Here is a 14,319-nt window from a genome sequence, read left to right as displayed (position 1 = left end):
TTCGTGACTGGAATTGCGGGGGACCGCTTCGCGCTCCAGCGGGAGCAAGCTCCCTCGCCACAAAAGCAACCCGCCAATCGGGCAATGACCTTCCCTGCCCCGAAGCCTATAATGCCGCCCTTTCGTTCCCTCCTTCGGCACCTCGGAGCCCGCATGACCCAGGATCAACTCAAACAGGCAGTGGCTCAGGCCGCCGTCGACTTCATCCTCCCGAAACTCGACGACAAGAGCATCGTCGGGGTCGGCACCGGCTCCACCGCCAACTGCTTCATCGATGCGCTGGCCAAGCACAAAGGCGCGTTCGACGGCGCGGTCGCCAGTTCCGAAGCCACCGCTGCCCGCCTCAAGGGCCACGGCATTCCGGTGTATGAGTTGAATACGGTCAGCGACCTGGAGTTCTACGTCGACGGCGCCGATGAAAGCGACGAGCACCTGAACCTGATCAAGGGCGGCGGCGCAGCCCTGACCCGCGAGAAGATCGTGGCGGCCGTAGCCAAAACCTTCATCTGCATCGCCGACGCCAGCAAACTGGTGCCGGTGCTCGGTGAGTTCCCACTGCCGGTGGAAGTGATCCCGATGGCCCGCAGCCACGTGGCCCGCGAGCTGGTGAAGCTGGGCGGCGACCCGGTCTACCGTGAAGGCGTGTTGACCGACAACGGCAACATCATCCTCGACGTGTTCAACATGCAGATCACCAACCCGGTGGAGCTGGAGACCCAGATCAACGCCATCGTCGGCGTGGTCACCAATGGGTTGTTCGCGGCACGTCCGGCGGATTTGCTGCTGCTGGGCACCAGCGAAGGCGTGAAAACCCTCAAGGCCTGACACCCCGCACTCCCCCGTAGGAGCGAAGCTTGCTCGCGAAGAGGCCGTAACAGTCGACAGAGATGTTGAATGTTACGGCCTCTTCGCGAGCAAGCTTCGCTCCTACAGGGTTTTGGGGCGTTTGTTAGTTCTGTGCAGGTTTTTTGAAGACGTAGTACAGATTCGGCTCGCTCACCAGGTACATCGTACCGTCGTCATCCATGGCGATCCCTTCCGCTTGTGGCACTGTCTTCTGCAACCCCTGACGCCCCTTGCTCAGTGACAGGGTGCTCAGCGGCCGCCCATCCACATCGAGTTCCAGAATCAGCCGCGACTCATCCGACAACGCCAGCAAATGGCCGCTGCGCTCGTCGTATTGCAGGCTCGACAGGTCCGTCACGAACATCCCGGCATCGCGCTTGGGGTTGTTCACTACGTGCACCGCGTAGGATTTTTCCGGGTTGTAATGCGGAAAGCCGTGCACTTCGTAGATCAGCATCGGGTCGCGTTCCTTGGCGACAAACAATCGCTTGCCCACCGAGTCGTAAGCCAGGCCTTCGAAGCCCTTGTTGCCGCTCATGTGCACGCCAAGGGTCATCTGCTCGGCATCCGCTGCGTCGAGGAACGTTGTGTCGCTCTCCAGATGAATCTTGATCAGCCGCTGCTGACGCTCGTCAGTGATCACGTAAGTGTCGGTAGTGATGAATTCCACGGCTTCTGGATCGCCAAACCCTACCAGCGAAACGCGTCGAACAATCTGGCCGTCCAGCGACAGTTCGATCAGCTCTGAGTTTTTGTTGGTGACGGTGAACAGGCTTTTGCGCACCGGATCGAAGGTCAGCGCCGAAACATCGTCGTCCAGCCCTTCGATGACTTGCGCCTCAACCGCTACCTGGTACTGATCCAGAGCGATGGACTGACCGTTCACGGGCTGCCAAAAGGTGTGCAGGTTGAACCTGGCACGCTCGAACAGGCGCTGGTACTGGCCAACCGCGACCAGGGCGATCAACGCAATGACCGACAGGATCAAAAGCAGAGGCTTGGGGCGGACAAGTCGATGCATTCAGGCCTTATTTCTGCTTTTCGAAGCGGTAGAACAGGTTCGGCTCGCTCACCATGTACAGCGTGCCCGCCTCGTCCATGGTCACGCCTTCGGCGCGAGGAATGGTTTTCTTCAAACCATTGAAGCCGCCCAGCAAGGTCATGAAGCTGACCTGCTCGCCCTTCTCGTCCAGCTCCAGCAACAAGTGGGAGTCGGCAGACAACACCAGGGTGTGGCCAGTGCGCGGGTCGATGGCCAGGGCCGAGAGGTTGCGCATGTCCAGTGCATTACTGGTGAGTTTTTGCTTGTCGCCCTTCAGGATCTGGCTGCCATCGCTTTTCCAGCTAAACAGTGCTGGCGGACGCTCTTCGCCCAGCAGGATTTGCTGATGGCGCGAGTCCCAGACGACGGCTTCGAACGCCTTGTTCTGGTCTTTCGAAGGGCCGAGGTCGTATTTCGGGAAGTTGGCGATGTTCAGCTCGCGGGTATCGGCATCGACCTTGACGATGGAGAGCATGTGTTCGCGCTCATCGACGATGGCCAGCAGACCGTTGCCCATCACCGTCACCCCTTCCGGGTTGCTCCAGCCCACCAGCGGCATCTTGCGCAGCACGTCGCCCTGCAGGGTCAGCTCGACCAGGAACGGGTTCTTGCCCATGACCGAGAACAGGGTTTTGGTTTGAGGGTTGTAGGCCAGGTCGGACGCTTCATCCTTCTCCATGCCCGGCAGCAGCTTGGCGTCGATCACTGCCCGGTAATCCGGCAACCAGACACTGGCCTGACGCTCGGCCGGGCTTTCGAAACGCTCACGCAACCAGAGCACGCCACGATCATCCCAATGCATCGCGAACGCGAGGCCATAGCCCGCCACAACAACCAGCAACAGCCAGTAGTACCAGCGCAGGAGAAAACGTGGACGACGAGAAGTTTGCAGAGTCGGGAGCGGTTGCGTTGCCATCAGGGGATGCGTTCCAGAAATTCAGGCTAAGGGTAATAGCACAAACGGGCAGGCTCAGACGCCAGGAACCCCGGAATTATCCAGACAGGATGTGAAAAAAACGGGAAATGGCGGGAAAGCCCTTTCGGCACCCACAAAAAAATGTAGGAGTGAGCCTGCTCGCGATGAGGCTGTGTCAGCCAATAAAGATGTCGGCTGACACACCGCTATCGCGAGCAGGCTCGCTCCTACAAGGGTTTTGCGGTGTTTCGGTTAGCGGACGCTGCTGGTGAAGCTGCTGGCGCCTGGCAATTCAATCACCAGTTCATCGCCGACATTCAGCGGACCAACACCCACCGGCGTCCCTGTCAGGATCACGTCACCGGCCTGCAGCGAGAAGCACCCGGCCATGTGCTGGATCATCGGCACGATCGGGTTGAGCATTGCGCTGCTGTTACCGTCCTGGCGCACTTCGCCGTTGATGGTCAGGCGGATGCCGATGTCGGTCAGATCAGCGAACGTGCTGCCGGACACGAATGGTGCAATCACCGCCGCTCCGTCGAAGGACTTGGCGATTTCCCACGGCAGGCCCTTGGCTTTCAGCTCGGCCTGCTTGTCGCGCAGGGTCAGGTCCAGGGCCGGGGCGAAACCGGAGATAGCATCGAGCACTTCTTCACGGCTCGGTTTGGTCGACAAAGGCTTGCCGATCAACACCGCGATTTCCGCTTCGTAATGCACCGAGCCACGTTCAGTCGGAATGCTGAAACTGCCTTCCAGCGGCACCACGCAACTGCCCGGCTTGATGAACAGCAGCGGCTCGGTCGGCACCGGGTTGTCCAGCTCCTTGGCGTGTTCGGCGTAGTTACGGCCAATGCACACCACTTTTCCCAGCGGGAAGTGAATACGCGTACCGTCGACATACTGGTGCTGATAGCTCATTACCGACTCCTGTTTCGTAGCTCTTAAATTCAAAAGTCAAACAGCGAAAATTTTGCCCGGGTTCATGATGCCGTTCGGATCGAACACCGCTTTGACGGCTTTCATGTACTCGATCTCGACCGGCGAACGGCTGTAGGTCAAGTAATCACGCTTGGTCATGCCCACGCCATGTTCGGCAGAAATCGAGCCGTTGTACTTCTCAACGGTTTCGAACACCCACTTGTTGACGGTCGCGCACTTGGCGAAGAACTCATCCTTGCTCAGGTTTTCCGGCTTGAGGATGTTCAAGTGCAAGTTGCCGTCGCCGATGTGGCCGAACCAGACGATTTCGAAATCCGGGTAGTGTTCGCCGACGATCGCGTCGATTTCCTTCAGGAACGCCGGGACTTTCGACACAGTGACCGAAATGTCGTTCTTGTACGGCGTCCAGTGGGAAATGGTTTCGGAGATGTATTCGCGCAGCTTCCACAGGTTCTGCAACTGGGTTTCGCTCTGGCTCATCACGCCGTCCAGCACCCAGCCCTGCTCAACGCAGTGTTCAAAGGTTTCCAGGGCGTGGTTGGCCACTTCTTCGGTGGTCGCTTCGAATTCCAGCAGCGCGTAGAACGGGCAATCGGTTTCGAATGGCGCGGGTACGTCGCCCCGGCCCATGACCTTGGCCAAGGCTTTGTCGGAGAAAAATTCGAACGCGGTCAGGTCAAGCTTGCTCTGGAACGCGTGCAGCACCGGCATGATCGAGTCAAAATCGGCAGTGCCGAGGACCATGGCGGTGAGGTTTTTCGGGGCACGGTCCAGACGCATGGTGGCTTCGACCACAAAACCGAGGGTGCCTTCAGCGCCGATGAACAGCTGACGCAAATCGTAGCCGGTGGCGTTCTTGATCAGGTCTTTGTTCAGTTCCAGCAGGTCGCCCTTGCCGGTGACGACTTTCATGCCGGCCACCCAGTTACGGGTCATGCCGTAGCGAATCACCTTGATCCCGCCGGCATTGGTGCCGATATTGCCGCCAATCTGGCTGGAACCTGCCGAAGCGAAGTCCACCGGGTAGTACAGGCCTTTTTCTTCGGCGACGTTCTGCAGGTGTTCGGTGACCACGCCCGGCTGGCAGACCGCAGTGCGGTCGGTCATGTTCACGTCGAGGATCTGGTTCATGTAGTCGAAGGACACGACGACTTCGCCATTGGCGGCCACGGCAGCGGCGGACAGCCCGGTGCGACCGCCGGACGGTACCAGCGCAATGTTGTGCTCATTGGCCCAACGAACAATGGCCTGGACCTGCTCGGTGGTCTTGGGGAACACGATGGCGGTCGGGGCCGGGGCGAAATGCTTGGTCCAATCCTTACCGTAAGCATTCAGGGAGTCGGCATCGGTCAGCACCTTGCCAGGCTCAACCAGGGTCTTCAGCTCTTCAATCAGGGCAGGATTGGTCATCGACAGAACTCTCGAACAATTCATGGTCATCCTGAGAACGCTTCACGTCGCAGGAATGAGTGTTTAGCGGGGTGCATATGCTAGCATACCGACCCCGCAGGATAGTGCCCAACGGCTATTCTGTGGCGACGGCTTTCCTGCCGTCCGGGTCAGCGTCTGCTGGCTATTTCCTGCCATTTTTCTCCGGGATACAGGTTTACGCAGATGAGCAAGACTTCTCTCGATAAGAGCAAGATCAAGTTCCTTCTTCTCGAAGGCGTCCACCAATCGGCTGTCGACGTCCTCAAGTCGGCGGGCTACACCAGCATCGAGTACCTCACAGGTTCTCTGCCGGAAGCCCAGCTGAAGGAAAAGATCGCTGATGCGCACTTCATCGGCATTCGCTCGCGCACTCAACTGACCGAAGAGATCTTCGATCACGCGAAGAAACTGGTCGCTGTCGGCTGTTTCTGCATCGGCACCAACCAAGTTGACCTCAATGCTGCCCGCGAACGCGGCATCGCAGTGTTCAACGCTCCGTACTCCAACACTCGCTCCGTAGCCGAACTGGTGCTGGCCGAAGCGATCCTGTTGCTGCGCGGCATCCCTGAGAAGAACGCTTCCTGCCACCGTGGCGGCTGGATCAAGAGCGCAGCCAACTCCTTCGAAATCCGTGGCAAGAAGCTCGGCATCGTCGGTTACGGCTCGATCGGTACTCAACTGTCCGTCCTGGCTGAAGGCCTGGGCATGCAGGTGTACTTCTACGACACCGTGACCAAGCTGCCATTGGGCAACGCGACTCAGGTCGGTAACCTTACCGAGCTGCTGGGCATGTCCGACATCGTCACCCTGCACGTTCCGGAAACCGCTGCGACCCAGTGGATGATCGGCGAGAAAGAAATCCGTGCGATCAAGAAGGGCGGCATCCTGATCAACGCGGCTCGCGGCACCGTGGTCGAACTGGACGCTCTGGCGGACGCGATCAAGGACAAGCACCTGATCGGCGCGGCCATCGACGTCTTCCCGGTGGAGCCGCGCTCCAACGAAGAAGAGTTCGAAAGCCCGCTGCGTGGCCTGGACAACGTGATCCTGACCCCGCACATCGGCGGCTCTACCGCTGAAGCGCAAGCCAACATCGGTCTGGAAGTAGCTGAGAAGCTGGTCAAGTACAGCGACAACGGTACGTCGGTGTCCTCGGTCAACTTCCCGGAAGTGGCCCTGCCGGCTCACCCTGGCAAGCACCGTTTGCTGCACATCCACGAGAACATTCCGGGTGTGATGAGCGAGATCAACAAGGTCTTCGCCGAAAACGGTATCAACATTTCCGGTCAGTTCCTGCAGACCAACGAGAAAGTCGGCTACGTCGTGATCGACGTCGACGCCGATTACTCGGAAATGGCGCAAGAGAAGCTGCAGCACATCAACGGCACCATTCGTTGCCGCGTGTTGTTCTGATAGCGATTTGAGCGACAAAAAAAGGAGCCCTTAGGGGCTCCTTTTTCATGGGCGCGGTTCTTTATTCCGAGCAGGTTACTTAACGTTGACGGTGATCTTCTCCGACACGATCGGCGGATCAAACGGCATGTGGCCGCTATCGCCCAGTTCGAGTTGCAAGGTGTGTTTGCCTGGCGTCAGCTTTATTTCAGCCTGGGTCTGCGCCTTGCCGAAATGCACGTGGTTGGCATCGTTGGGGATTGGCGCACCGGCGGCCGGCAGTTGATCGACATCGATCAGCAAGTGGTGATGGCCGGTGTTCTTGGTGGCGTCACCCGCTGGCGCCAGCGAAATGTTCTCGACAGCGAACTTGACGACGACGGTTTGCGGAATCGTGGCACCGTCCGCAGGAGAAACGATGGACACTTCTGCACCTTTGGGAGCCGGTGTAGCCGCCGTTGCCAGCATCGAAGCTCCCATCAACAGGCCAGCCAATGCTGCTCGTGACATAAAGGTTTTCATTCTCTTCTCCAGTTTTTTCGTAAAATCCGTGTGGCCATGACAACTTCACGGCCATTCGTTGTCGAAGGCACTCGACAACCATAGCAAAGCGAGCCTGAATCAGAGCATCGCAAAAATGAATTCAAAGGAGTGACCATGCGCTTTTTGCCTGGCCTGATCTGCCTGCTACCCCTTCTTAGCCCGTTGGCTCATGCCGAACTGATTGACGATGTGAACGACCGAGGCGAATTGCGTATTGCCCTTGAGGCTAATACACCGCCCTTCAATTTCAAGGAAGACGGCAAACTCACCGGCTTTGAAGTCGAACTGGGGCAACTGCTGGCCAACGAACTAGACGTACGGGCCGACTTCGTCGTTACCGATTCCAGCGATCTGATGCAAGGCGTTGAAACCGGCAAGTACGACGTCGCCATCAACCACATAGCAGTGACCCCGGACCTCAAGGATCGTTTCGACTTCAGCGAACCTTACATTCACACCGATGCGCAATTGATCGCGCAGAAGGAAGAGCAACCACGCTCGATGCTACTGGTGCAGTCACTGACGGAAGAGAAGCCGAAGGCTGCCCCGGCAGTGAATCTGGCGATTCCGTTTCAGAAAGGTAACCCGGCGTTTCATGCCAGCCTGGAAAACGCGCTGCAGCGGATCAAGTCGGATGGGCGACTCCAGGCACTGGAGCAGAAATGGTTCGGGGCGGATGCGAGTGTGGCGCCCAAGCCTTAAGAATTTTGTCGCTCTTTAGATCCCGCCCCTCACCCTAACCCTCTCCCCAGGGGGGCGAGGGGACTGACCGAGGTGTCAGACGCTATCCATCGACCTGAAAGATGGAGCCGACTATGGATTCAACACAAAGACTTTCAAGTCGCAAAATTTCTACAGATCCCCACGATCAGTCCCCTCGCCCCCCTGGGGAGAGGGTTAGGGTGAGGGGAAGGATTCTGGATCAGCCCAAAGCCCCCAAAACCACCGCTGCCTCAACCAACTCCAGTTCACTGAAGACTTGAACGCCATGGCGCCTGAGCAACGCCGCAGTAACCCCTTCACCACTCACCTTCACACCCCTGAACGTCCCGTCGTAGGTCAACAGATTCCCGCAAGACGGGCTGTTGGCCTTGAGTACGGCAATGCGGATGCCGTGCTTTTGCACCAGTTCCAACGCTTGATAAGCCCCCGAGAGAAACTCGGCGCTGACGTCCTCGCCCTCGGTGGTGATCACTGAGGCGTGTCCATCAAGCACTTCACCACCCTGCCCACCCGGAATTTCCGCCGCCGCCCTTGGCGTTGGCAAGCCACCGGCAACCTCCGGACACAACGGCACCACTCGACCTTCATCAAGCCACTGCTGAAGCTGATCGAACGGCCCGCTCGCCCCGCCGTCGTAACGTACGCGGTGCCCCAGCAGACAGCGGCTTACCAGAATTTTTTGCATGATCAGAACGGCTCGTTACCACGGCGCCGGAACCAGCCGGTCAACGACAGGCGATCGCGGGTCGCGGGCAGGACTTCGTGGGGCACTTCACCGGACAGGAACACCACCAGGCATCCACCGGTGGGCACCACATCATGTTCGACGCTTTCATCCAGGTACATGCGCAACTGCCCGCCGTGCTCAGGCAGCCAGGCGTCATTGAGATAGACCACCGCCGACACCATACGCCGGTCGTCGTCGCGGAAACGGTCAACATGTTTAAGGTAGAACGCGCCGGGCGGGTACAGCGCGAAATGGCTTTCGAAATCTTCCAGGCCCAGAAACAAACCGCGATTCATCGCCTCGCGCAGGCTGTCCATCAAATCCAGATAACCGTCGCACGCCAGCGCCTGGCCGGGCTCGATCCACTGGATATGGTCGCCGCGAATCCCCTCGCGAATCTCGGAGGTTGCCCCTCGACCCACGGCGGCCGGGGCCAATTCGCCCTCGGCAGCACGTTTACGGCACTCAGCCGCCAGTTCCCGGGTCAGACCCAGAGGAAGGAAAATATTCTGCTGCGACCAACCGTGTTCGGCCAGGTCATCGACGATACGTAACAGCAGCGGGTGATCAGAGGGTATTGGCATGCCGCGCATAGTATTCCTGTGCCTGAAAATCCGACAGAGCCGCGCAGCGGGTTGATACGAATTCTCGACAAGGACGAATGCCACACGGAGAATAGTCGCCTGCTGACAGGAGTCCCTATGCGCCGTTTGCTTTTTTCACTGTTGATGTTCTGTGTATTGCCCGCTTGGGCAGACGGCCACGACCAGTTGTACAAGGTCGCCGGTTGGCCAGAACAACGCGCGCATTTCAACGACGCTCTCTCGGCCGCTCAGCAGCGGTACCAGAACAGCCTGCCGCCGGCCGTGTTCCAGGCACTGGTGAATAACAGCAATCAGCGATTTGCCCCCCAGGCCGTGGACCAGCGCGCCGAAGCGCAATTGCGCAAGACCCTCGCCGACCCGAAACCCGCGCTGACGTTCTTTCAATCACCCTTGGGCAAGAAAATCGTAGCCGCCGAGTTGCTGGCGACCCGTCGCGATCAGTTGGCAAAAAACGCCAAGGGCTTGCCGAAGATCCAGGCCAGCGACAGCCGCATGCTGATCATCGGCCATCTGGCCCAGGCCCTGCCCGCTCGCGAGGCTGGCGCGGAAGTCAGCCTCGCGATTGCCGGCGTCGCGGCCGACAGCCTTAGTTCGATGATCCCCGGCCTGCTTGGTGGTGGTCAGGCTCAAGGCATGTTGAACGGTCAGCGTCAGCGCTTGATGGACCAGATCGGCAACGACCTGAACAACACGCTGCTGTATGTCTATCGCGACCTGTCGGATGAAGAACTGGAAGAGTTCGCGACCTTTGCCGAGTCCACCGAGGGCAAGGCTTATTACCAGGCAGCACTGGCGGCGATTCGCGCGGGGCTGGCGGTGGGGCAGGATACTTCAACGCTTCGCCAGTGATATTCGGCGCCTGGAAAATTGCTTTCGCGGGCAAGCCTCGCTCCTACGGATTTGAGTCGTTCACAAAAGGGTGATCCACCTTAAATTTGTAGGAGCGAGGCTTGCCCGCGAAGAGGCCCTAACGGTCGCTAAAGATTCCTGCCCTTGATCCGCTTGGTCAAAAACCCGAAATACTCCCGCCGCAACGCCAGCGTCTCATTCGCCAGGTGATGCCGCGCCTCAGGCAACATCAGCACCTGTGGCCGATCGAACTTGCCCCGCAACACTTCAAGGTTATGCTCCCAATCCACAGTCATGTCCGCCTGCCCCTGCACAATCAGCGGTCGCCGCATGCTGTACGGTGCGGCTTCGATACGTTTGATCCAGCGCGCCAGCGCACCGACCCAGGCGGTCGGTAAACGGAGCGGCTGCAACGGGTCCGCTTGCAGGAAGGGCAGAAAATCCGGGTCGTTGGAGTTCTCGCTGAAGCGCCGGGCAATCGCTTTGACGAAAGGCTTGAGCAGGTAATAGCTGAGCTGGGACCAGCCCCAGGCCCGCGGCCTTACCAACGGCGACAGCAAGATGACCTGGCCCTGGGCCGGACTGCTGGCGCCCTGATTGAGTACATGATCAATCACGATCGCGCCGCCCGTGCTTTGCCCGCACAGGTGCCACGGCTGCGGCAGATCGAGGGATTGCGCTTCGCTGAACAACCCTTGCAGCGTGTCCTGATACTCGGTGAAATCCTTGATGCTGGCCCGCTCGCCACTGGACAACCCGTGCCCCGGCAGGTCGCAGGCAATCACCGCAAAATCCTGATCCAGCGCCCATTCGATCACATGCCGGTAAAGCCCGGTGTGATCGTAAAAACCGTGGAACAAAAACAGCGTCGCCTTCGCCTGCTCCGGCCACCAGACCTGGCTGACCACGTCATAACCATCGACCGCGAAACGTCCAAGGCCACTGCGCACATTACGCCCCGCAAAATCCAGCCCGTAGAAACGCTGGTAAGCCAGCGCTTCCACCGACAGCGGCTGCCAGTCGGCCAGCGGTCGCAGGCTGGCACGCAGATGATCGGAGTCGAAAGTGGCAGACATGAGCAATTCCAGAACGCGAAACGGACTTTATGGGCCTGCGATATTCATCTGTTGAGGCAAGCATGGCAAGCTAGCGCACCTTCGAGGACTGAAATCCATGCGCTCGCCCTACCGCGCCACTCTGCTTGCCAGCCTCCTCGCCCTCGTGTGCGCTGGCGTGCTGTGGGCTGCCTACGACTGGTTTCAGGGGCGCTACCTGCGAGCGTTCAGCGAACACACCGCGGTGTTCTCCGGCGACCCGCTGCGCCTGCCCGACAACCTCGCCGGCCCCGGTGCCATCCGCCTCGTGCACTTCTGGGACCCGGCCTGCCCGTGCAACGTCGGCAACCAACAACACCTGAGCGAACTGGTTGAGCACTATGCACCGCAAGGCGTGGAGTTTTATGCGGTACAAAAGCCTGGCAGCCACGGCCAATTACCGAGCACCTTAAGCAGCCTGAAAAGCATCGCCGTCCTGCCAGGCTCCGAACAGATCCCCGCCAGCCCGGCCGTGGCGATCTGGGATCGCAGCGGCAAACTGGCGTATTTCGGCCCGTACAGCGAAGGCCTGACCTGCAATTCGAGTAACAGCTTTATCGAACCGATTCTGCAAGCGTTGAACGAAGGCCGCACGGTGAATGCCACGCACACACTGGCCGTGGGTTGTTACTGTCCGTGGCCCGTCGACGCAGTGAAGCAAGGCTGACAGGAGACGCGAATCCCTCCTAAGTGCGATGGCCATGGCGGCAAGCCATGTTAAACAGGGGCGCCAGGGAACTGCAGCCACTGATAACAACAAGGAATCACCATGAAACGTAGCCTGACTGTTCTCGCCCTGCTGATTGTTGCGCTCGCCGCAGGTGCAGGCGGGTACGTCTACAGCAAACAGCCGACACGCGAGGGCATGGTGGAGCTGCAACACCTGCAAGGTTCGGTCACCGTGCGCTACGACGAGCGCGGTATCCCGCACATCCGCGCCGAGAACGAAACCGACCTGTACCGCGCCCTCGGGTACGTGCACGCCCAGGATCGGCTGTTTCAGATGGAAGTCCTGCGCCGCCTCGCCCGTGGTGAACTGGCCGAGGTACTGGGCCCGAAACTGCTCGACACCGACAAGCTGATGCGCAGCCTGCGCATTCGCGAACGCGCCGACACCTACCTGGCGAACATGGATAAACAGTCGCCGGCCTTTATCGCCATGCAAGCCTATCTGGATGGCATCAACCAGTATCAGGACAGTCATTCAAAACCTGCGGAGTTTGATGTACTGGGCATTCCCAAGCGCCCATTCACCGCCCAGGACACCATCAGCATCGCCGGTTACATGGCCTACAGTTTTGCTGCAGCGTTTCGCACCGAACCGTTGCTGACCTACGTGCGCGATCAGTTGGGCGCCAACTACCTGAACGTCTTCGATCTCGACTGGCAGCCCAAGGGCGTGCTGGCGAAAAACCGCAGCGGTGCCATGCCACCCCTCGCCAGTACCGACTGGAAAGACCTCAACGCCCTCGCCCGCCTCAGCGAGCAGGCACTGGCCGACAACGGCTTGCCGCAGTTCGAGGGCAGTAACGCCTGGGCTGTCTCCGGCAGTCGGACCAAAAGCGGCAAACCGCTGTTGGCCGGCGACCCGCATATCCGCTTTTCCGCGCCGTCGGTGTGGTATGAAGCGCAGCTCTCGGCGCCGGGTTTCGAACTCTACGGCCACTATCAGGCATTGATGCCGTTTGCCTCCCTCGGGATGAACCGCGACTTCGGCTGGAGCATCACCATGTTCCAGAACGACGACCTGGACCTGATCGCCGAGAAGGTCAACCCGGACAACCCCAATCAGGTCTGGTATCGCGGCAAGTGGGTGGACATGGTGACCAGCGAACAGCAGATCACGGTCAAGGGGCAGGCACCGGTGACACTGGTGCTGCGCCAGTCGCCGCACGGCCCGATCGTCAACGATGCGCTGGGCAGCGGCGTCGGTAAAACCCCGATCGCCATGTGGTGGGGTTTTCTCGAAAGCCAGAATCCGATCCTTGAAGGCTTCTATCAGCTCAACCGCGCCGACACCCTGGCCAAGGCGCGCAGTGCCTCCGCAAAGGTCCAGGCACCGGGCCTGAACATCGTCTGGGCCAACGCCAAGGGCGACATCGGCTGGTGGGCAGCGGCGCAACTGCCAAAACGTCCGGCGGGTGTGCGTCCGGGATTCATCCTCGATGGCAGCACCGCCGACGCGGACAAGGAAGGTTTTTACCCGTTCAGCGCCAACCCACAGGAAGAGAACCCGGCTCGCGGCTATATCGTCTCGGCCAACTTCCAGCCGGTGTCACCGACCGGCATGGAGATTCCCGGTTACTACAACCTGGCCGACCGAGGTCAGCAGCTCAATCGCCAGCTCAGCGACAAAACCATCAAGTGGGATCTGGACGCCAGCCAGCAGCTGCAACTGGGCACCATCACCGCTTACGGGCCGCGCCTGTTGGCGCCGTTGTTGCCCGTACTGCGTGAAGTGGTGAGCGATCCCGCTGAACTCAAACTGGTTGAGCAATTGGCCCAGTGGAAAGGCGACTACCCGCTCGACTCCACCAGCGCCACGCTGTTCAACCAGTTCCTGTTCAACCTGGCTGACGCGACGATGCACGATGAGCTGGGCAATGATTTCTTCGAGACGTTGCTGTCGACCCGGGTGATTGATTCCGCACTGCCTCGCCTGGCTGCGACTGCCGATTCACCGTGGTGGGACAACCGCAACACCCTCGGCAAGGAAACCCGCGCCGATACGGTCAAGGTTGCATGGCAGGCGAGCATTGCTCATCTCAAGACCACCCTCGGCGCCGATTTCGCGCAATGGCAGTGGGGCAAGGCGCACACGCTGACCCATGGCCATCCGCTGGGGCAGCAAAAGCCGCTGGACCGGATTTTCAATGTCGGCCCGTTCGCGGCACCCGGCACACACGAAGTGCCGAACAACCTCTCGGCCAAAATCGGCCCGGCACCGTGGCCAGTCACTTATGGCCCCTCGACCCGCCGCCTGATCGACTTCGCCGACCCGACCCACAGCCTGACCGTCAACCCGGTCGGCCAGAGTGGCGTACCGTTCGACAGCCACTATGACGATCAGGCTGAGGCGTATATCGAAGGGATCTACTACCAGGCGCATCTCAACGACGAAGAAGTCACGGCCAACACGCGCAGTACGTTGAAGCTATTGCCGGCGCGGGCTGCGCAATAAATGATCATTCCCACTCTGCGTGGGAACGATC

14 protein-coding genes are annotated in these 14,319 nt (G+C 59.6%); 6 read left to right on the top strand and 8 right to left on the bottom strand.

Annotated elements, in window-relative coordinates; genetic code table 11:
* Window positions 1–153: 153 nt before the first annotated feature.
* Window positions 154–825, top strand: coding sequence for a ribose-5-phosphate isomerase RpiA (gene rpiA, locus ABH912_RS22070; protein WP_033060551.1), 672 nt, complete (start codon window positions 154–156; stop codon window positions 823–825).
* A gap of 124 nt (window positions 826–949) precedes the next feature.
* On the opposite strand, the gene ABH912_RS22065 is transcribed toward rpiA, so the two are convergent.
* The 4 genes from ABH912_RS22065 to ABH912_RS22050 all read right to left on the bottom strand — a co-directional run bounded on the left by ABH912_RS22065 (window position 950) and on the right by ABH912_RS22050 (window position 5,153).
* Window positions 950–1,867, bottom strand: coding sequence for an SdiA-regulated domain-containing protein (locus tag ABH912_RS22065; protein WP_429511650.1), 918 nt, complete (start codon window positions 1,865–1,867; stop codon window positions 950–952).
* A 7-nt stretch (window positions 1,868–1,874) separates the two neighbouring features.
* Window positions 1,875–2,804, bottom strand: coding sequence for an SdiA-regulated domain-containing protein (locus tag ABH912_RS22060; protein ID WP_429511649.1), 930 nt, complete (start codon window positions 2,802–2,804; stop codon window positions 1,875–1,877).
* Between the two features lie 252 nt (window positions 2,805–3,056).
* The gene (locus tag ABH912_RS22055) at window positions 3,057–3,722 is read right to left on the bottom strand and encodes a fumarylacetoacetate hydrolase family protein (RefSeq protein WP_033060555.1); all 666 of its coding nucleotides are present in this window, start codon (window positions 3,720–3,722) and stop codon (window positions 3,057–3,059) included.
* Between the two features lie 36 nt (window positions 3,723–3,758).
* Window positions 3,759–5,153 (bottom strand): FAD-binding oxidoreductase, encoded by a 1,395-nt coding sequence (locus ABH912_RS22050; protein ID WP_347802435.1) that lies wholly within the window; start codon window positions 5,151–5,153, stop codon window positions 3,759–3,761.
* 204 nt (window positions 5,154–5,357) lie between these two features.
* Between ABH912_RS22050 and serA the strand changes: the two genes are divergently transcribed.
* Window positions 5,358–6,587 carry a phosphoglycerate dehydrogenase gene (gene serA, locus ABH912_RS22045; protein ID WP_033060557.1) on the top strand — a complete coding sequence of 410 codons (1,230 nt, stop codon included), beginning with the start codon at window positions 5,358–5,360 and terminating at the stop codon, window positions 6,585–6,587.
* Window positions 6,588–6,662: 75 nt separating this feature from the next.
* On the opposite strand, the gene ABH912_RS22040 is transcribed toward serA, so the two are convergent.
* Window positions 6,663–7,088 carry a DUF4399 domain-containing protein gene (locus ABH912_RS22040; protein ID WP_033060559.1) on the bottom strand — a complete coding sequence of 142 codons (426 nt, stop codon included), beginning with the start codon at window positions 7,086–7,088 and terminating at the stop codon, window positions 6,663–6,665.
* Between the two features lie 135 nt (window positions 7,089–7,223).
* Here ABH912_RS22040 and ABH912_RS22035 point away from each other — a divergent pair, with 135 nt between their 5' ends.
* On the top strand, window positions 7,224–7,811 hold the full coding sequence (locus tag ABH912_RS22035; protein ID WP_033060560.1) for a transporter substrate-binding domain-containing protein: 588 nt from the start codon (window positions 7,224–7,226) through the stop codon (window positions 7,809–7,811).
* 220 nt (window positions 7,812–8,031) lie between these two features.
* Here ABH912_RS22035 and ABH912_RS22030 read toward each other — a convergent pair whose 3' ends face one another.
* Together ABH912_RS22030 and ABH912_RS22025 are read right to left on the bottom strand one after the other, a co-directional pair.
* Window positions 8,032–8,517: a DUF523 domain-containing protein gene (locus ABH912_RS22030; RefSeq protein ID WP_429511648.1), complete on the bottom strand. Its 486-nt coding sequence runs from the start codon at window positions 8,515–8,517 to the stop codon at window positions 8,032–8,034.
* A 2-nt stretch (window positions 8,518–8,519) separates the two neighbouring features.
* A complete protein-coding gene (locus ABH912_RS22025) occupies window positions 8,520–9,152 on the bottom strand; it encodes a 2OG-Fe(II) oxygenase (RefSeq protein ID WP_429511647.1) in 633 nt (210 codons plus the stop codon).
* Window positions 9,153–9,260: 108 nt separating this feature from the next.
* Here ABH912_RS22025 and ABH912_RS22020 point away from each other — a divergent pair, with 108 nt between their 5' ends.
* Window positions 9,261–10,013, top strand: a complete 753-nt coding sequence (locus tag ABH912_RS22020) for a DUF2059 domain-containing protein (protein WP_033060564.1) — start codon at window positions 9,261–9,263, stop codon at window positions 10,011–10,013.
* A 128-nt stretch (window positions 10,014–10,141) separates the two neighbouring features.
* Here ABH912_RS22020 and ABH912_RS22015 read toward each other — a convergent pair whose 3' ends face one another.
* Window positions 10,142–11,089, bottom strand: a complete 948-nt coding sequence (locus tag ABH912_RS22015) for an alpha/beta hydrolase (RefSeq protein ID WP_429511646.1) — start codon at window positions 11,087–11,089, stop codon at window positions 10,142–10,144.
* Window positions 11,090–11,186: 97 nt separating this feature from the next.
* Here ABH912_RS22015 and ABH912_RS22010 point away from each other — a divergent pair, with 97 nt between their 5' ends.
* Entirely contained in the window at window positions 11,187–11,774 is a 588-nt protein-coding gene (locus ABH912_RS22010) for a DUF6436 domain-containing protein (protein WP_429511645.1), read from the top strand.
* Between the two features lie 102 nt (window positions 11,775–11,876).
* Complete coding sequence (locus ABH912_RS22005; protein ID WP_429511644.1) at window positions 11,877–14,288, top strand: penicillin acylase family protein; 2,412 nt, start codon at window positions 11,877–11,879, stop codon at window positions 14,286–14,288.
* Window positions 14,289–14,319: the final 31 nt, after the last annotated feature.

The sequence above is a fragment of the Pseudomonas sp. BT76 TE3572 genome (assembly GCF_050435365.1).
In the GTDB taxonomy this organism is placed as follows: Bacteria; Pseudomonadota; Gammaproteobacteria; order Pseudomonadales; family Pseudomonadaceae; genus Aquipseudomonas; species Aquipseudomonas fluorescens_W.
This window is presented reverse-complemented; position numbering and strand designations above follow the sequence as displayed.